Genomic DNA, 16170 nt, shown 5'->3' with positions numbered 1-16170 from the left:
TACCACACGTTGGACACGTCGTAGTGGTGGACGACAGGGTCGTGCCGCACTGCCGACATTCGTAGAAAACCGCCGCCTGTGTCGTGCGTTGGGTGAGTCGTGCGAGCAGATCACGCCACGACATCATCGGGTCACGGTCTCCTCGTGGTACTGGTGTGTCATTCGAGACGCGTCGACCTGCGTTAAGGCTGTGTTACGACTACACGTGGGTTGACAGGGTGGTTGCGCAGGCGCAACGCACGCGTTGCGTGTCGTAGAGATCCTCGTCATTTTCGGGGTACGAGGGCGTTCTACTTGGCTGGTGAGGTGGCGGTGTGAGGCGCAGGTGACGCCGTCCGATTGGTGGGGAAAGGGGACCGGACGTGGGAGAGGGGGGCGTCGCCACCTGTTCCTCACAGTTCCGTGTAAACTACTCTTCGTATATAGATTCCCCATTCGACGTGGCACTGGATAGGGAGAGAGTCTTATAGCCTGCTACTACGCTAGTTCACCGACGTGTACAGGAGCGCTTCCAAGGAAAGTGGCCTGCCGTCGAATCCCCCCATACAGTTCCTCCCCTCGTCGGAACCCGGTTCCACCACGTAGTATATGAATATTCACGAATAAATTCATTCTGGACCGGATGCTAGAATTCGACTTCCTGACAGCTAACCCACCGTACACTCGAGCAGCGGACCTACCTTCCGAAGATCGTGAGAAACTGAAGCACTCGTTTGCGACCACGACCACCGTATCGATTAGCGGCAAACCACCGGTATACGTCTATTTTCTTGCCCGTTCAATCGACCGAGTCTCTAAAGGCGGCGCTGCGGGTTTTCTCACTCCGCAGGAATATCTCGCCACGCAGTACGGTACGGCTCTCAAACAATACTTGCTGACCGAGTGCGCAATCAAGGCGTTCATCCGATTCGACCCGACCGGCGAATCCCTGTTCGATGATGCGAACGTGACATCACTCATCACCGTCGTGGAAAAGCGCGCCAGCGACGACTCCGACAACGCGACACAGTTCATTCGCGTTGACGACTCAGCGGAGCTCCAACCTGAGTGGCTTCAGAACGTGATCGATAAAGGTGACGACGGTGACGCTGCCCTGCCTACTGGCGTGACACTCACCCGAGTCCCACAAGCAGACCTGGACCCGACGGAAAACTGGTTAGCCTATTTCACGCGCGAAACGCCTGCAATCAAGACGGAGCAACTGCCACGCCTCGGTGAGTTCGTATCGATTCACCGCGGACAAACCTCCGGTGCAGCTGGCTTTTTCTGCCTCACCCAGGACGAGAAAGACACGTTCGATATTGACACACAGCACGTGACGCGCGTGATCCGGAAACCAGCGCTTGTCGACGGGTATATGTTTACTGACGAGGATTGGGAGGCCCTTCGAGACGCCGGTGAACCAGTTTGGTTACTCGACCCTGACCGAGTCCCTGTCGTTCCAGATACGATCCAAGCAACTGTTGATCAGGTCAGCACCCAATCGACGAGTGCGGACGCCGACACGTGGAACCTCGCAGCGTACCTGGTCCGAGGCGTTAAAGAGCACGACCTGCACGAGGTGAACACGCTACAAGATCGGGAGCCGTGGTACCGGATCCGAGACCAAGCGTCACCTCGTGTTCTCGTCCCAGACGCCACCCGTGACGGGTTTACCTTCGTGTTGAACGAAACGCCAGCAAGGCACATCAAGAATTTCCGCGGGTTCTACGATGTGGACTTCGACGATGTCGAGCTGAAAGCACTGCTCGCGTACCTCAACAGCGGAGTTGGGCACCGCGTACTCAACCAGTACACGTACACACAGCAAGGCGGGTACGACCGGATCCGGATCAGTACGCTGGAAGATGTCCCGGTACTCGATCCGACTGACTTGTCGCCAGAGCTTCGCACCGACCTTGCGACGACGTTCGATGAGTTGTGTGCCACGGCGCGGTCCGGTGGTGACTGCGGCCCCGTTCGTGACCGGATTGACACGCACTTGTACGCTGAACTCCCGACCCAGTCGTCGTAACACATTTGTCCAGCATTGCTCACGTAGGTCGGGGAGCTCCGATTCTCACTCCGACTCCGCAGTCCCCGCCCAATATCTTCGCTGACTCGTATTGTTCCACGGTGAGAATCGGTCTCGAAGTCGGCCAGGCATTCACCATCCCGACTCGTGGTGGCTTCTCACGTCCTGTACGATAATGTATGCGAGGATGGTGAGGATAGTGGCGGAAAACAGCGTCCACAAGTGGAGGTTGATGCTGTTCGGCCCGGCCCAGTACGGCACGGGTGGCCGTGGCGCGGCATCCATCAGCGGCCACAGCATATCCGGCGGGAGCGACGGGTCCGGGCCTTGCAACGACCGGTAATTATCGGCGAGGATGTGTGACGCGTGCCCGGCGATGAACGCGGCGCTCAACCGGGACCGGTGGGTGCGCCACCCGTACCACGCAACGACAAGCCAGACGGGTGCTGCTGTCGGGATCGAATGCATAAACACGCGGCCCGACGGGATTAGCCCGAACTCGTGCGCGAGCGGTTTATCGATTAAATCCGGGAACTGACTCCCGACGAACACCGCGCCAACGAACGAAAGCGTCGGGAGTCGCCGGTCAACGAGGACGGCTACGACGACCGCGGGGATGAACACGATGATGAAATGCTCGACCGGACGCACACGCACTATTTCACGCCGTACTGTAATGAAACCGGGTTGTTACGCCGTTGTCGTCGGCTCCCGGATGAGATCCCACACGCCGGGAAGCCCGTCAACGATCCACAGGGCGACCGCAACGACGGTTAGGACGATCCCGAACAGATGCATCGGCGTCATCGTGAGGGTAACGAAGAAGTCGATGAAGCTCTCAGCGCCAGGCGACGCGGGCACGGCAGTCACCGGCCAGAACAAGTACCTGAGCGCAGTGTAATCACCAGCCAATGCCGGGGCGACTCCGTCACCCACCACGTGTGTTGCGTACCCGAGTGTGAACGCCTCGGTCAACGCGCGCTGATCCGGGTATCGGAACCACACCCGCAGTACGGTGCAGAGAATACCAAACGCAACCAGTGAGTGGGCGAGGCTCCGCCCGTACGGCAGGAGTGGGACCGTCCACGTCAACGGCTTATCGATCAGGTCAGGGAACTGGGTCCCGATCCCGAGCGCCACCACTGTTAACCCGATTGGTGGCCGTCCGTGCCGCCACCGCACGTACACTGAATACACGAGATATCCAAGTGCTGCGTGCCCCCACGGAAGCATCTACATCGCACTCTAGTCGCTACCCGTATGATAGTTTCTCACCGATAGATACCCATTCCACTTGCGTCGTGCTGGAATTGTTCGACCTCCACACATCACGCACGTGGCCGTCGTGAGCGGGCACCCCAGCGCGGCGCGTTCGCCTTCACATTTATCATATCCACTGCCGTCTTGGCTACTATGCCTGCGCGGGCTGAACAGCAGTTCCTTGTCGCGACGGGCGATACGTCGAAAACAAAACTGCACAAACCGCTATCTGAAGCGAAGCCGAACACACCGGCGTGCAAACCCGCTGTTGAGTATCGACGCGTGTCCGAACGCATCGGAAAGCAGATTATTGGTGTGCCTGACTCGGCAGATGAGCACGACTGGAAGTGCCTGCGGTGCTTCTTCAAAGAGGAAATCGAGTACGGCACCCCCGACTGACGATGTACGATGCGTGACTGGCCACTACCCAGCATCGCACTCGAAATCAAGGGGTTACTCCACGACATAGGTGCCGACCTCTTGAAGACCCGTACCCCACCAGAGAGGGAACCGCACACCGACTTCTAGGAGGGCATCCGGCACGTTCACGACCCGTAATCTGGGGCGAGTTATGAGCGCCCGTCAGACGGTGATACTTATACCACGTTGGCGACAGGGGCAGTGTTACCAGACATTAGTCGAGTAGGACCCACGTCTTCCGGCGGCGTGAAAGCCCGTCTCGCTCCGGGGTCATCGCTGTCAACGCATATATTTCCTGTCTCTGTCGTCCGTTATCCTTATCTTTTTATCAGTTCTGGGAGAGTACCCCGATATGGGACGGTATCCACGGGCTGTACGGAGTGCGCGAGTCAAGTGTATCGCGTGTAACGCCCCTGCCGCAGAAACGATTGAGGACCGCTACGTGTGCGTCGAGTGCGGATCCGCTGTCGTTAAACCCCGTGACGCTTCGGACGACGACTGACCAGTGTTGCTCATCCGTCGAGAGGCAAGTCGATTTCGACGAAACCATTCCTGGCGCGTTCGGCTCGATGTCGGTACACACTCCAGCGGAGCAGGGCGAGGATACCAGTGACGAGCGCCGGTCCCGGGGTGGGCTGAGAGACAGCCCGGGCTTCGGGTTGCGTATTGACTGTCAGGCCACGAGGGTGTCATAGCACTATTCGCACCCCTCAGTCACAGCGAATCGAATCGTTCAGTTCAGAAGGAACATTTACTTGTACTGCTGGTATTTCACAATACGATGAAAATATCCCGAAAGAACGATGCTGCTTGGCATTTTACGGAACCAGACCACTGTGGTTGGGCGCAAACCTTCGCCGAACGAGGGTCTTTCGAGGAAACTATCGAGGTGACATCGATAGATGAAGTAGACGAATTTTGTTCGATGTGCCAAGAACGCCGTAAGTAGTAGGTACGCACACCTCACGCCTGACTCAGTGCGAGATTCAGAACCAAACACCGTGACAAGCCTAGATTGCCCGCCCTGGGAATCGAACCCAAGCGCGTTGTTCCTCCTGGGGTGCTGGCAGCAGGGGATTTCGGATCGCCACCAGTGGTGGGGGGAGGGACTCAGCGCGACCACGACGGGCGCATATATCCGTGATGAGCTCAGCGCCGACGGTCGATTCCGCCGTTCTCCAGCCACCGCGCGAGCGCATCACCAGACTCATCGATGGCATCAGCGAGTCTGCCCCGCAGCGCCTCAGCATCGTCAGGGGTGAGTGTGACGGAGATCGTGCTCTCCTCGCCCCCGATCTTCACGCAGACGCGAGACGTCAGACAGTTGTTGATCTTCAGTGCCTCGCCACTCACGTTGATTGAAACGTCATCATCGTCATCTCCAGGCGCGAACATAACGCTGGCCGACTCAGCGACAGGAGATCCGTGCTCGTCGCTCATCGGCGCAGCCCCGTTTGTTCTTGACTGTCCGTGCCGCCTCTCACAAACGCATCCAAGCGGAGCTGCGCTACGTCATCCATCGCCTCGTCCGCGTCGCTCTCTTGATCGGTACATCCATTCGTGCCGTCGGATTTATTCGACGGCGTTGCGTTGTTTGATATGGGTTCGTTCCGAACCCGACTCGTCCGCTGCGATCACAGCGGGCGGCTTTCCTGAGGCCGACTCGTCGGGCGTAGTTGTTACTGTATGCGTCACTGACTTAAACCTTAGTATCTCTAAATGCTATTACTGAACATCAAGACACTACACAATATTACTAAGTGTGTCTCTGTGAACCCACTAGACATAATGGAACCTGAGGACCTGAACCAAAGCGACCGTGAGATACTCAAAGTGCTCCGTGACGGGCGTGCGACGCCAGCGGCACTGAAAGATTGGACCGGGCGGTCGGGCCAGACAGTCCACAACCGACTTGGCCGACTCGTCGCCGCGGGGCACGTCGAGAAGGTCCACGGGAGTGGACTGTACGAACTCGTCGATGACCCAGAACAGGGCTAAAAATACCCCTCAGTACTTATTGTAATCACAGAGTGGGTGACATCTCTGGTGAGCGGGGCGAATACTTCTGCTTGCACTGTGATGCTGTGCTCCGAGATAACGACGTGAGATCTGACCAATCCGGTCGATACCGGGCACCGACCCGGCAGCTCTCCCGGACAGCAAACCGCCGATTACCTCTTTCGCGTGAACATAGTGATATCCGCAGTTCCATTCACGCAATCGTATTCAAAATGGCCGTCGACACGCAGTGACTACACCTCGGTCACTCGGAGGCGCGCCTGGTGCGGTACTGGTGTGCCCCCCACACGAGGATGGCGAGGAGGCCGGTGACGAGCGTCGGTTCCGGTTGTGTGCTGAGGTACAAGCCTGGACTCGGAGTCGTATACTGGCTGACGGGCCACAACAACTGCGTGGTCCGGCCCGTCGGGTAGAGGAGTAAACTGTCGGTGGCGAGGTGCGTGACAGCACCCAGCGCAAGCAAACTGCCGCCGCGGCGGCGCTCTGCGGCTGCCAGGAGGACGACGCCGATCAGTGTGCTTAGCAGGACGCCGCCACCGGTTGTGAAACTCCCCCAGCTGAACGGAATGCCAAGCAGTTGCTCAACGCGCCAACTCGGAACGAGCAGCTTGATTTTCACGAGATCCGGGATGAACGCCCCCACCATCCCGAGCGTCACGTACTGCCGATCAAGCCACACATACCGCCACGACAACACGCGGCACACGCTGTACGCGATGAACACGTGCGCTAACAAATCAGGCATCCCGATCACCGCCCCGAGACTGCCGCGCAGCGAGGAGCCGCCGTATCGACAGCGGCTCGGCGCGACGCTGGAATCGAAGTCGTGACACGTCGACCGTCCAGTGCGCGATGAGACGAGCGAGCACCCACAACCCAGCGAGGAACGACACGCTCCACGCGTACCACTGGCCGCTTGACGGGACCACGAACGCGTACTGACTCTGGATTGTCCGTGGGTCGGTCAGTGTCCCGAACACGCGCACCTTGTCATCAACGTCCGGGCGTAAGCCGCTGTCAGTGATCGTCACGTCGTGTTTTCCCTGCGTGGTTTCGACCTCGATGACGAGCGGCGACACCTGTTGTACGTCCCCGCCCGTTGTAACCGCCTCGCCGAGGTACGGCTCCGGCGACTGGATGAACTCCTCGTCGTCGGGATACACACCCATCTCCGGGTTCACGGGTTGTGCCGCGTACAACGGGCACAACACGGCCAACCCGGCAAGCAACAAGAGTACGGCCCCTGCACGGCCACGCGCTGTCCGAAGCATTCACCTATGGAAACGCTGCTGGCCGATCAAAGCACGGCTGACGACAAAACGATTACGCCGTCTGGGGATCTGCTGTTCTCACAGCCGGTAGGCGGTCGAAACGTGTGTGCGGTGCAGCCGCTGTCTGGCGATAGCAGATGCTGATGGAAGGCTCCGGCCGACCGCTGAGGGCCGCAGCGGCCCTCAGCTCCCTTGTCTATCTGCCAATCCAGTTGTCATCACAGCTCGGAGACGCGATCTTATGACTCGGGACGCCAGCGCGTGACGCAGATCTTCACCTATTCGGGCTTTCCCGGATGCCGCAGCGCGCGGCATCCGGGTTGTAGCGCCCATAACTCGGCTTCTTTCGCGCACGGACCAGTCAGCAGGACGTGCTCTGAGGCACGGAATACAGGTCGGTCTCTTGCGTCCCATACTTACGTCACGCTCCAGGGATAGCAGCGTTTCCATCGAGTCAGCTATCGAGACGTATGCCCAAGTGTACAGGCGGTCAAGGCGACTGCCCCGGGGCTTGACCCCGGGGTTGAAGCCGACAACACCCAACCTCCATTACGATTGAGTATGAATTAATAACAATGAGTTCGATGGAGTGCTACCCAAAACTCAGAGAACGCGGGCAAGTAACAATCCCAGAAGAAGTCCGAGACGGGCTTAATCTGGAAGAAGGCGACCAGTTGAAACTCACTGTCGAAAAACTCGACTAACACCGATGAAACATACGCTTCGCTTCCGCGCGTACCTGCCCGACGACGTGGCAAGCGAAGCGTGGCGGCACATCGACATTCTCCGGCAGATTCGTAATCACGCTGTCCGGGACTACTACAACTCAGACTACAACGACAGGCCATCTGACTACGACCAACACAGCAAACTCAAAGACTGGACAGACCAGTGGCCGACCTTTGCCGACCCGTCACAACACGCCGCACAACAGGCTATCAGCCAGATTCACAGCGACCTAGAGACGCTGCAAGAACGCCGAAAGGAGGGCTACGATGTTGGGCGGTTGCAGTGGCAAGGCAACGGTGAATTTCGCTCGGTGTCGTACAATCAGTCTAGTCGCTTCAACGTGGATTACAACACGGGCGACGACCGATTCGTGCGACTCAGACTCGAAAAGATTGGCTGGTTCAACATCCGTGCAGACCGCCACGTACGACCAGCAGAGGACATTGACGAGGTAATCCTGAAAAAAGAGACGACTGGCGAATGGTACGTCTCACTCGTCACCACTGTCGAAGACACACCCGAGAAACCGCCACTCAGTGAGATTGAGGCCGAGGACTGCGTGGGCGTTGACCTTGGTATCACCAGCTACATCCACACTTCGGAAAACCTGTCCGTTGATACACTCGACCTGTCCGATGAGTACGACCGCTACGCACGCGAACAGCGGAAACTCGACCGGAAAGAACACGGTTCCGCCAACTGGGAAAACCAACGCCGGAAAGTCGCCCAAGCGAAACGAAAAATCAAGCGGAAGGTGCGAGACTACCAGCATAAGCTCACTACGTGGCTTGTCACAGAGTACGATTTCGTGGCCGTCGAAGACTTGGATGTGAAACCGATGCTGGAAACCAGCCAGAACGCCAAGAACAAGCAGGATGCCGCGTGGTCGCAGTTTATCGAACTGCTAGAGTACAAGGCTGACCTACACGGCACACACGTCGAAAAGGTGAAGCCGGGAGGAACAACCAAAGAGTGCGCTGTGTGTGGTGTGGAAACAGCCAAGCCACTCTGGGTGCGTGAGCATTCGTGTCCGGCGTGCGGCCACTCGGAAGACCGAGATTTGAACGCGGCGAAGAATATCCTCTATCGTGGTTTGAAGCAGTTAGGGGCGGGACGCTCCGAATCAACGCCTGTGCAGACTGCGCTCCCTACGCTCACGCCTTACCGGGAGGCTGTGAGTGCAAAGCGCGTCGTTGAAGCAGGAAGCCCCGGGGCTTGACCCCGGGGTGGGTTCACAAAGGCGTGCCGGAAGCAGTGGGTCCGTCGTCTGGGCACACCTCATCTAGTGAATCGCCTCGGGGTCAAGCTTCGAACCATTCGCCTCGCTACCGCTGTAACTTTCTCCTTAGAATGTATTTGTATCCGTGCAGCGTCCCACGACAGTCGAGATCATCGAGAGTTTGTGACCCTTATCGCTCACCTTTATGACACCCTTGTTGGGGATTCTGTTGGGAGCGTCAGTTACCGATCAAGCCCCATTTGCGAACACCTCATCTTTGACGGAGTCGAGGACTGGCGTTTCCCGCAGTGTTAGTCCTTCTGTCAGGATTTCTTGGATCTGATCGTGCGTGACTGCTGACTCTTGCGTCTCCACGACAATATGCGGTTCATACCGGTCTCCGTCAAACCGTTCGGAAGCGAACTCGTCTTCGATCGAATGTGCTGTGCGTTGTGCGGCCATTCGGTCATCGTCCACAACGACGAACAGATCAATGTCACTGGCTCGGTCGGCATCGCCGCGAGCGACACTCCCGAACAAAACGATCCCAGCGTCGGTCCCGGTCCGATCCGTTAAACACTCCACAGCTCTGCGAACGGGCGCGTGATATTCGTCCTGTGGGATCGCCGTAATTCGATCGGCTGGGCTGCTGATCTTCGCCGGATTGATTTGCACCTGGTTTGCTCGACCGTCTCGATCAACAGTCACGAGTTCGAGCGTTTCTAACGCTCGTACTGCTGCATTCACATTTCCTAATCCCTTTTCTGTCAGACGATGCAGTTCCCGGTTGGTAAACGACTTTTCAGGATTGTCAATTAGCAGGTGCAGTATGGCTCCAGTCGCATTGTGGCTGAATACGTCGGGGTCTGGAATGGGAACGGGGATGCACACGTGGGTCCCGTTGAATCCACCCGAAAACTGAACTGGTTTACTGTTCACAAACAGTAGATCTGTTCATACCGGATTAACTCTTGTGCGGCAATTAGAGGTGAGTAGCTGACCGTGATCGATACCGTGGACGATGGTCATCCCGACGCCGTGGTATTTACCGTCGGTGTCTGCCACCCCGATGAGCACGCCTGTATCGACAACCGCCGCCGCCATCACGCATCCTCCGAGCACGCAGAGTTATCTTCGCAGCCAGCGCGATCGTGCGTCTTCTGGCCATGGCCACCCATCGGGACCGGTTCGAAGTCGTCGAACGCACCGTACCGCTGTTTCACGACCGCCACCGACAAGTCGCCTCACTTGTGGCCGTCGCACGTGATGCCAAATTCCATACTGATGAAGTCTATTTTTCCCTCAGACTGATGGCTCCCTCCGACGCGAACAGATGTGAACGGCAGCGGCGGTAGTGCGGTTAAGCGGTCGAACTGTCGTACAGTTCTCCGAACCCGTGCTCACCACGGATCAACTCGTCGACGCCATCGGTGAGTGTTACGTCGCCAAATACGGTGGCCCGATAATACGTGTCCAGGCCGTCCTGTCCGCGCTCTGTGCACTGCCGTTTTTCGACGAGTCCGACATCGACGAGCGTGTTGAGATGGTAGTGGAGCGTGCTGTCGTCGATGTCGAGTGTGTCCGCAAGTTCCGTCGGACTCATGTCACCGCTGTGAACGAGTCGATAGAGGATCTCATAGCGGGTGCGGTGACCGACAGCCGCGTGCATATCGAGGTATTTATGAAGGCTGAGCATACTCTCCGCTGGCAGCAGGTCTGCCGGATCGTCCGGGGCGTCACCGCCACCCGTCCGTGTTTGATCCGTCGCCATCGTCCGTCACGCTATGCGATAGCGACGCTTAGTCGTTGTCGAAGAGCCCAATCGTACCGCGCGGCGGTAGTTTTTCGTTTCGAGAGCGCGAAGAGAGCAGATGGTAGTGACGGACTCTCGAATACGCTCTGGCGACAAGTCAGAGGTCCACGATGAACCCCATATCAGGGGGAGTCGGGTGACGGTGCAGCACATCCACGCGCGGGTCGAAGGCCGTGGATTGCGTCCCGAGACCGTCGCCGAACGTCTGAATCTACCTGTAGCCGATGTCTCTGAGGCCTTGGCGAACTATCACCGGAACCCCGAGGAGATGCGGGAAATCGAAACACACCGCAAGGCGGTGGCAGACGAGTCCGAAACTCTGGAAAAGCCGGACTGAGGGTTCTACTCGATGAGAACATCGAGCACGAGGTATCCCACCGGCTCGGAAACTACGGACACGACCGCCTCCACGTCGAGATCAGCGACGAACTGAACAAGGGCGATACTGACGAGAGACTCGCAGCAGTTTCGCGGTCCAAAGACTGGATCATCGTTACCTATGACGATGACTTTCGAGACGATTTCGACGAAAGCGACTACCGAGGGGTGCTGTACTTCACAGATCAAACTCCCTCGGCGAAGACAGTCGCCGATGTCCTACACGAGATCTCGACCTACTACAAACAAGACGAGCTGCGCGGGTTCCTGACGGTTGGGAACAGTTGGTTGTAATCACGCCGGTCTGGGAAGGATCACGTCACCAACGCGGTACTCCCTGCGTCGAACCCCGTGAGTCCCCGTCAGTCTCTGATTCATTCTCGCCCAGCACGCAGCGCGAGCGATCAGTCACGCCCCGTCTCGAATCGGTCCCAGTTGATCACTCACTGCGAGAATGCCGAGGCCACTGCGACGACGAAATCGCTACTACGTCAACCCTTCATACACGAGCCCGTCACGTCGAATTGTCCGAGCCGCCCGTCGACCACGATCGGTATCGCCATCACGTCGAACTCCTCATCGAGCTCAGTAATTTCCGGCCAGTCCGTGACTGGATTGATTCTCAGTGTACGCGGAACTTCCGACCCGATAGTCTTTACAAATCTGTCCAGCACTTCAGAGGCGGTACGAGGACCCCCGATCTGCACTCGAACTCCGGTAGTACCCCGACATTTTCGATCACTGGTATCGTGTCCCCAGCAAGCGTCGCCTTCGAAGGCAGGCAGGCGTTCACCGTCACTACTCGTGGTGGCTTCTTACGTCCTGGATGCTGATGTCTGCTTCGAGATCGGAGAGGACCGTCGGACTCACCGGTACGCCGGGCGACCCGCCCGTTCGGTGCGGGCGGTCGAGTCCGTGTGTCCGGTTCGAACTGTCGCCCGGGACAAGTCAGGCGTTCGAAGGGGTAACTGGAACTGCTATCCTGTTTCCTGTGCGCCGCACACTGCTTCGATGTGCCGGATGAGATCGGCGAGCGCTGTCGTCGCTTCGGTCGCACGGATATCCCCCGAACGCGAGTCGTAGGCGACGGCGCCGACCTCGTCAAGTGTGTCGAGATGCACCTGATACAGCCCGACGTAGACACGCTTTCGTTCCTGGGAGTCAAGCTCACGAACGGGTTTCCCCAACTCGATGGCGGCGATCGCCTCGGCTACATCGCCCAGCTGTATTGAGCCGTCCTGATCGGCCACCAGACGGATCACGTGTCTGCGACGACTGTTATCGAGAGCTGATACGGCTTCGGCAACGTCGAGTGGGACAGAGTTATCACTGCCCCACGGAAGATTGTGTAGTGCTGTCATGCTTGGCAGCGGGTTCCGGCGTCACACCGCCGGGGCCTCTTGATTAGGCCATATGGGGATTTTGCTGTAGCTAAAAAGGTATTTGGAAAGTCAGTCAGTCAGCTATCAACAGCTGAAGCCGTTGGCTTGTCAGTGGACTCCCGTTCTGCCGACTAGTAGTGGTCGGACGCCACTTTAGTAGGCTCTTATGATGGAAGGATGTCGTTGTCAAGGAATTCAGAACAATCCACCGGAATGCTGGCCCAGGCACTATTGACGACTTCGTATCCAGTCCACCCTTCCGTCCGGATCATTTGACCTGTCGCCTCGCAGAATTCGCCCTTCGAAATGAGATCGTTATCGAGAAGAACGAAGAGCAAATATGGCGGTCCCACAACGTCAACGTCGTATTTATGGTCGTCAACCAGTCGCCGGATTGACCGACGCGCTGCTTCATCAAGAAGCGAGACGACCTGATACGAGTCCATATGTTCTGAAAGCTCTTGTTTCACCGATTCTTCACCTGCGTTCGGCCCGTGAGGGCGTGGAACGACAGTCACACATGACCACGACGAGGAATCGTCGTCTAATTGATCGAGCACGCGCTGGCTACCGCGTTTCAGGTACTGCTCGCGGCTTCCCTCTGGTGCGTACGTGTTCGAGTTGACGTGATTCTGGAGTTCGTGCTTGCAGACGTTCGTGGTCGTGAGAGAGAGTGACTCTGTCAGCTTGTTCCATTGGTCGGTGTTCGCAACGGCAATGAGGGAACTCGTATCGGCAAGGAGCGGATAGCGAGGTTCACTCACCATCGTTCTGAGCGAGGAATGCCGAGGTATCTCGCTTCATTGCAGACTCGAATGCGTCTATCTCCGCTTCCACCTGGTCAATCTTCTCGCCGAGGAGCACACGAGCGACATCTTCATCGATCTCACCGCGGCTGTATCGTTCATAGACAGCGATTTCGTCCTGTTCGTCCAGCGACCGGCGGAGCATCTCAATTAGCCCGGTCCGGGCAAGTTCGCTCACATTCACGCCGCCAATATGAATCTCATCAAGTAGCTCTGCAGCCTCTTTTTCAGCCCCGGCACGGAACTGAATCGTCTTATCGTAGCTTGAACCGCTCATACTACGTTATTCGCCGCGGGAGGGGTTATATGTTATGACGTGTACTGACTTGTCCATACATCTTTCCTCGGCACCTGCGTCACACTTGATGCGAACGCGGACTACTTCATCGACGTTTCCGAAGGCACAGTGCGTCCGGAATCGCCGCCACGGTAGCCCGATGGAGGCAACACACCACCCCCGTTTCTCCACTCGCGCGGCATACCTTCACGTATGAGCCACGAACCGCCGGTAGACGACCCCCTTTCGACGGACGCGCTGACCGAGTTACGGAAAATTCGAGGCGAAAGCCTCGCCCTTCAGGGCGGCGATAAAGCCGACCAACAGTATTCAACCGCCGATGATGGCATAGACGGGGTTCTAACGCAATCTTTAACCCATCCGGCTATGATAGTATGCATAGATGGTAAAGAGTACCCGTCACGCGAAATACGAACTCTACTACCACATAGTGTTCGTACCGAAATACCGGCGTTCGCACCTGACGGGGAAGACGAAGGAACGTCTCGAAACCATCTTCGCGGAAATATGTGAGGACAAAGACCTCGAACTGGCCGAGTCCGAGGTTATGCCCGACCACGTACACCTGTTCATCGGGAGCCCACCGAAGAACGCCCCGTCACTCATCGTCAACTGGGTGAAGGGCATCTCGGCGCGGAAGTATAACCAGCGGTACGACGACCGCGTGAAGTGGACTCGTTCGTACTACGTCGGCACGGCGGGAAGCACCTCGAAGGGCGCTGTCGAACAGTACATCGCTGAACAGGAAGGTGGTGACGAATGAAGCGCGTCAACACCTTCGAGGTCGTGCCACAGACCGAGAACGACAAAGAGTGCCTTCTACGGCTACTCGACGCCTCCGCCTCCCTGTGGAACGAACTCACCTACGAACGCCGTCAGAACTACTTCGGTGACGGCGACGTGTGGGACACCTCCGAGTACCGAGGCCGCTACAACGGTGTCGTCGGAAGCGCGACCGTTCAACAGGTCACGCGCAAGAACAGCGAAGCGTGGCGGTCGTTCTTCGCGCTTAAGGAGAACGGCGAGGACGCCAACCCACCGTCGTACTGGGGCAACGAGGAGGACGGACGCGAACTCCGTACCTACATCCGAAACAACCAGTACACGATTCAGTGGGGCAAGCGTAGCCGTCTCGAAATCCCAGTCGGGCAAGAACTGAAAGACGAATACGGACTCGGCTACCACGAACGACTCCGCCTCGAAGTCCGCGGCAATCCGAAATGGGACGGCAAACAGGGTCGTCTGGAACTTGAGTACGACGAGGTGAGCGACACGTTCAGGGCTTTCCAACCAGTCACCGTACCTGATTCTCGACTGGATTCACCACTGGCTTCTCACGAAGCCGCCCTTGACGTTGGCGCAAACAACCTCGTCGCCTGTTCCACGACTACTGGGAACCAGTATCTCTACGACGGTCGGGAGTTGTTCGGACGGTTCCGCGAGACGAGTGACGAAATCGCCCGCCTACAGTCGAAACTCCGCGAGGGACGCTACAGTTCCAAACGGACTCGACGGCTGTATCGACAGCGGACGAAGCGCCGTGACCACGCACAGAACGCGCTGGTGCGCGACCTCGTTGAACGGCTGTACGACGAGGGCGTGGCGACGGTGTACGTGGGTGATTTGACCGACGTGCTGGAAACACATTGGTCGGTCAGGGTCAATGAGAAGACGCACAACTTCTGGGCGTTCAAGAAGTTAATCCACCGTCTCGCGTGCGTCTGTGAGGAATACGGCATCAGCCTCGAAGTCGAGTCGGAAGCGTGGACGAGTCAGACGTGTCCCGAGTGTGGCGACCACGAGGAGACAGTTCGCCACGGGGATACGCTGACGTGTCCGTGTGGTTTCGAGGGGCACGCCGACCTCACGGCGTCAGAGACGTTCCTTCGAGAAAACAGCGATTGCGAAGTCAGGCCGATGGCACGGCCCGTGCGATTCGAGTGGGACGACCACGATTGGTCGGGGAAACCACACCCTCACGAAAGTCCCAAAGAAGTGCGCACAAACCCGCAAGTTGCCTCCGTGGGTCGGTAGCCGAACCCAAACGGAGGAATCCTCGCGCTTTAGCGCGGGGAGGATGTCAACCTCGGTCCCGATGAGTACCGGTCCGAGACGACAACACTCAGTATCAATACTGAACGACGTATCTTCGATCATTCCGTGTTTCGAACGTCCGTTTGGAGTTAATCACGACGGTCACGGGAGCGTTCCCGCCCCGATTCAATCACTTCTTCAAGCGTGTCAGCGTCTGTATCGGAGAGGATTCCCGTTACCTCTGTCCACGATCGTTCACTCGCAAGTCGCTTGACGACCTCGGAAAACGACTCTCCCTCGCGCTTGTGGGCTTTTAATCGCTTGTAGGCTTCTTCATCAAGGGAAATCGTTTTCATCGCCATACAGTACACAGTAATATTTTCGAATTGATAAGTAAATTGGGTGGAACAGCTAACTTTGAGGTAGTCGATGATAACGATCGCAGCAAGTGCTCTCAGACATTCCCAAGGCCGCACATCGGCTCTTCCCGCTCATTGTTCACGTCGGCGCGCTGCGCGGCGGCGCAC

Annotated in this window: 21 protein-coding genes; 9 read left to right on the top strand and 12 right to left on the bottom strand. The window is 57.6% G+C overall.

The features are described from left to right. The first annotated feature begins 622 nt into the window (after positions 1 to 622). Positions 623 to 2014, top strand: coding sequence for an Eco57I restriction-modification methylase domain-containing protein (locus tag IEX72_RS01305; protein WP_188785572.1), 1392 nt, complete (start codon positions 623 to 625; stop codon positions 2012 to 2014). Between the two features lie 132 nt (positions 2015 to 2146). Here the strand turns inward: IEX72_RS01305 and IEX72_RS01300 are convergent, their stop codons facing one another. Further along, positions 2147 to 2665 carry a metal-dependent hydrolase gene (locus tag IEX72_RS01300; protein WP_188785571.1) on the bottom strand — a complete coding sequence of 173 codons (519 nt, stop codon included), beginning with the start codon at positions 2663 to 2665 and terminating at the stop codon, positions 2147 to 2149. 39 nt (positions 2666 to 2704) lie between these two features. Beyond that, positions 2705 to 3247, bottom strand: coding sequence for a metal-dependent hydrolase (locus IEX72_RS01295; protein WP_188785570.1), 543 nt, complete (start codon positions 3245 to 3247; stop codon positions 2705 to 2707). 180 nt (positions 3248 to 3427) lie between these two features. Here IEX72_RS01295 and IEX72_RS01290 point away from each other — a divergent pair, with 180 nt between their 5' ends. Next, complete coding sequence (locus IEX72_RS01290) at positions 3428 to 3673, top strand: hypothetical protein (protein WP_188785569.1); 246 nt, start codon at positions 3428 to 3430, stop codon at positions 3671 to 3673. A 1170-nt stretch (positions 3674 to 4843) separates the two neighbouring features. Here the strand turns inward: IEX72_RS01290 and IEX72_RS01285 are convergent. Further along, a complete protein-coding gene (locus IEX72_RS01285; protein ID WP_188785568.1) occupies positions 4844 to 5134 on the bottom strand; it encodes a hypothetical protein in 291 nt (96 codons plus the stop codon). A 348-nt stretch (positions 5135 to 5482) separates the two neighbouring features. Here IEX72_RS01285 and IEX72_RS01280 point away from each other — a divergent pair, with 348 nt between their 5' ends. Further along, the gene (locus IEX72_RS01280; RefSeq protein WP_188785567.1) at positions 5483 to 5692 is read left to right on the top strand and encodes a winged helix-turn-helix domain-containing protein; all 210 of its coding nucleotides are present in this window, start codon (positions 5483 to 5485) and stop codon (positions 5690 to 5692) included. A 265-nt stretch (positions 5693 to 5957) separates the two neighbouring features. Here the strand turns inward: IEX72_RS01280 and IEX72_RS01275 are convergent, their stop codons facing one another. Together IEX72_RS01275 and IEX72_RS01270 are read right to left on the bottom strand one after the other, a co-directional pair. After that, positions 5958 to 6458: a metal-dependent hydrolase gene (locus IEX72_RS01275; protein ID WP_188785566.1), complete on the bottom strand. Its 501-nt coding sequence runs from the start codon at positions 6456 to 6458 to the stop codon at positions 5958 to 5960. Next, a complete protein-coding gene (locus tag IEX72_RS01270) occupies positions 6451 to 6894 on the bottom strand; it encodes a hypothetical protein (protein WP_229663693.1) in 444 nt (147 codons plus the stop codon). The genes IEX72_RS01275 and IEX72_RS01270 overlap by 8 nt, the downstream gene beginning before the upstream one ends. Before the next feature lie 665 nt (positions 6895 to 7559). Between IEX72_RS01270 and IEX72_RS01265 the strand changes: the two genes are divergently transcribed. Together IEX72_RS01265 and IEX72_RS01260 are read left to right on the top strand one after the other, a co-directional pair. Continuing rightward, entirely contained in the window at positions 7560 to 7688 is a 129-nt protein-coding gene (locus tag IEX72_RS01265) for an AbrB/MazE/SpoVT family DNA-binding domain-containing protein (protein ID WP_011572441.1), read from the top strand. A 5-nt stretch (positions 7689 to 7693) separates the two neighbouring features. Beyond that, positions 7694 to 8932: an RNA-guided endonuclease InsQ/TnpB family protein gene (locus IEX72_RS01260; RefSeq protein ID WP_188785564.1), complete on the top strand. Its 1239-nt coding sequence runs from the start codon at positions 7694 to 7696 to the stop codon at positions 8930 to 8932. Between the two features lie 249 nt (positions 8933 to 9181). Here IEX72_RS01260 and IEX72_RS01255 read toward each other — a convergent pair whose 3' ends face one another. The 3 genes from IEX72_RS01255 to IEX72_RS01245 form a co-directional block, all read right to left on the bottom strand. Then, positions 9182 to 9871: a nucleotidyltransferase domain-containing protein gene (locus tag IEX72_RS01255; RefSeq protein ID WP_188785563.1), complete on the bottom strand. Its 690-nt coding sequence runs from the start codon at positions 9869 to 9871 to the stop codon at positions 9182 to 9184. A gap of 15 nt (positions 9872 to 9886) precedes the next feature. Next, positions 9887 to 10036 carry a hypothetical protein gene (locus tag IEX72_RS01250; protein ID WP_188785562.1) on the bottom strand — a complete coding sequence of 50 codons (150 nt, stop codon included), beginning with the start codon at positions 10034 to 10036 and terminating at the stop codon, positions 9887 to 9889. 256 nt (positions 10037 to 10292) lie between these two features. Beyond that, complete coding sequence (locus IEX72_RS01245; protein ID WP_188785561.1) at positions 10293 to 10703, bottom strand: ArsR/SmtB family transcription factor; 411 nt, start codon at positions 10701 to 10703, stop codon at positions 10293 to 10295. Positions 10704 to 10803: 100 nt separating this feature from the next. Here IEX72_RS01245 and IEX72_RS01240 point away from each other — a divergent pair, with 100 nt between their 5' ends. Together IEX72_RS01240 and IEX72_RS15490 are read left to right on the top strand one after the other, a co-directional pair. Then, positions 10804 to 11082 (top strand): DUF433 domain-containing protein, encoded by a 279-nt coding sequence (locus IEX72_RS01240; RefSeq protein WP_188785560.1) that lies wholly within the window; start codon positions 10804 to 10806, stop codon positions 11080 to 11082. Next, entirely contained in the window at positions 11079 to 11417 is a 339-nt protein-coding gene (locus IEX72_RS15490) for a DUF5615 family PIN-like protein (protein WP_188785717.1), read from the top strand. The genes IEX72_RS01240 and IEX72_RS15490 overlap by 4 nt, the downstream gene beginning before the upstream one ends. Positions 11418 to 12100: 683 nt before the next feature. Here the strand turns inward: IEX72_RS15490 and IEX72_RS01230 are convergent. The 3 genes from IEX72_RS01230 to IEX72_RS01220 all read right to left on the bottom strand — a co-directional run bounded on the left by IEX72_RS01230 (position 12101) and on the right by IEX72_RS01220 (position 13588). Continuing rightward, positions 12101 to 12484 carry a DUF7344 domain-containing protein gene (locus tag IEX72_RS01230; protein ID WP_425603789.1) on the bottom strand — a complete coding sequence of 128 codons (384 nt, stop codon included), beginning with the start codon at positions 12482 to 12484 and terminating at the stop codon, positions 12101 to 12103. 185 nt (positions 12485 to 12669) lie between these two features. Then, positions 12670 to 13272: a hypothetical protein gene (locus IEX72_RS01225; RefSeq protein ID WP_188785558.1), complete on the bottom strand. Its 603-nt coding sequence runs from the start codon at positions 13270 to 13272 to the stop codon at positions 12670 to 12672. Continuing rightward, complete coding sequence (locus IEX72_RS01220; protein ID WP_188785557.1) at positions 13262 to 13588, bottom strand: hypothetical protein; 327 nt, start codon at positions 13586 to 13588, stop codon at positions 13262 to 13264. Before IEX72_RS01220 ends, IEX72_RS01225 begins: the two co-directional genes overlap by 11 nt. A 403-nt stretch (positions 13589 to 13991) precedes the next feature. Between IEX72_RS01220 and tnpA the strand changes: the two genes are divergently transcribed. Continuing rightward, positions 13992 to 14372 (top strand): IS200/IS605 family transposase, encoded by a 381-nt coding sequence (tnpA, locus tag IEX72_RS01215; protein WP_188785556.1) that lies wholly within the window; start codon positions 13992 to 13994, stop codon positions 14370 to 14372. Continuing rightward, positions 14369 to 15643 carry an RNA-guided endonuclease InsQ/TnpB family protein gene (locus IEX72_RS01210; RefSeq protein WP_188785555.1) on the top strand — a complete coding sequence of 425 codons (1275 nt, stop codon included), beginning with the start codon at positions 14369 to 14371 and terminating at the stop codon, positions 15641 to 15643. The genes tnpA and IEX72_RS01210 overlap by 4 nt, the downstream gene beginning before the upstream one ends. A gap of 149 nt (positions 15644 to 15792) precedes the next feature. On the opposite strand, the gene IEX72_RS01205 is transcribed toward IEX72_RS01210, so the two are convergent. Then, positions 15793 to 16005 carry an antitoxin VapB family protein gene (locus IEX72_RS01205; protein ID WP_188785554.1) on the bottom strand — a complete coding sequence of 71 codons (213 nt, stop codon included), beginning with the start codon at positions 16003 to 16005 and terminating at the stop codon, positions 15793 to 15795. Between the last annotated feature and the right edge of the window lie 165 nt (positions 16006 to 16170).

Origin of the sequence: Halobellus salinus (assembly GCF_014646875.1) — an archaeon.
Taxonomy (GTDB): Archaea; Halobacteriota; Halobacteria; order Halobacteriales; family Haloferacaceae; genus Haloquadratum; species Haloquadratum salinum.
Note: the sequence above shows the minus strand (reverse complement) of the source record. Positions and strands in the feature narration are given on the sequence as shown.

Coding starts and splice junctions, on each gene's coding strand:
- IEX72_RS01305 (WP_188785572.1), top strand. CDS start 623: ATGCTAGAATTCGACTTCCTGACAGCTAACCCACCGTACACTCGAGCA.
- IEX72_RS01295 (WP_188785570.1), bottom strand. CDS start 3,247: ATGCTTCCGTGGGGGCACGCAGCACTTGGATATCTCGTGTATTCAGTG.
- IEX72_RS01290 (WP_188785569.1), top strand. CDS start 3,428: ATGCCTGCGCGGGCTGAACAGCAGTTCCTTGTCGCGACGGGCGATACG.
- IEX72_RS01285 (WP_188785568.1), bottom strand. CDS start 5,134: ATGAGCGACGAGCACGGATCTCCTGTCGCTGAGTCGGCCAGCGTTATG.
- IEX72_RS01280 (WP_188785567.1), top strand. CDS start 5,483: ATGGAACCTGAGGACCTGAACCAAAGCGACCGTGAGATACTCAAAGTG.
- IEX72_RS01275 (WP_188785566.1), bottom strand. CDS start 6,458: ATGCCTGATTTGTTAGCGCACGTGTTCATCGCGTACAGCGTGTGCCGC.
- IEX72_RS01265 (WP_011572441.1), top strand. CDS start 7,560: ATGAGTTCGATGGAGTGCTACCCAAAACTCAGAGAACGCGGGCAAGTA.
- IEX72_RS01260 (WP_188785564.1), top strand. CDS start 7,694: ATGAAACATACGCTTCGCTTCCGCGCGTACCTGCCCGACGACGTGGCA.
- IEX72_RS01250 (WP_188785562.1), bottom strand. CDS start 10,036: ATGGCGGCGGCGGTTGTCGATACAGGCGTGCTCATCGGGGTGGCAGAC.
- IEX72_RS01245 (WP_188785561.1), bottom strand. CDS start 10,703: ATGGCGACGGATCAAACACGGACGGGTGGCGGTGACGCCCCGGACGAT.
- IEX72_RS01240 (WP_188785560.1), top strand. CDS start 10,804: ATGGTAGTGACGGACTCTCGAATACGCTCTGGCGACAAGTCAGAGGTC.
- IEX72_RS01230 (WP_425603789.1), bottom strand. CDS start 12,484: ATGACAGCACTACACAATCTTCCGTGGGGCAGTGATAACTCTGTCCCA.
- IEX72_RS01225 (WP_188785558.1), bottom strand. CDS start 13,272: ATGGTGAGTGAACCTCGCTATCCGCTCCTTGCCGATACGAGTTCCCTC.
- IEX72_RS01220 (WP_188785557.1), bottom strand. CDS start 13,588: ATGAGCGGTTCAAGCTACGATAAGACGATTCAGTTCCGTGCCGGGGCT.
- tnpA (WP_188785556.1), top strand. CDS start 13,992: ATGGTAAAGAGTACCCGTCACGCGAAATACGAACTCTACTACCACATA.
- IEX72_RS01210 (WP_188785555.1), top strand. CDS start 14,369: ATGAAGCGCGTCAACACCTTCGAGGTCGTGCCACAGACCGAGAACGAC.
- IEX72_RS01205 (WP_188785554.1), bottom strand. CDS start 16,005: ATGGCGATGAAAACGATTTCCCTTGATGAAGAAGCCTACAAGCGATTA.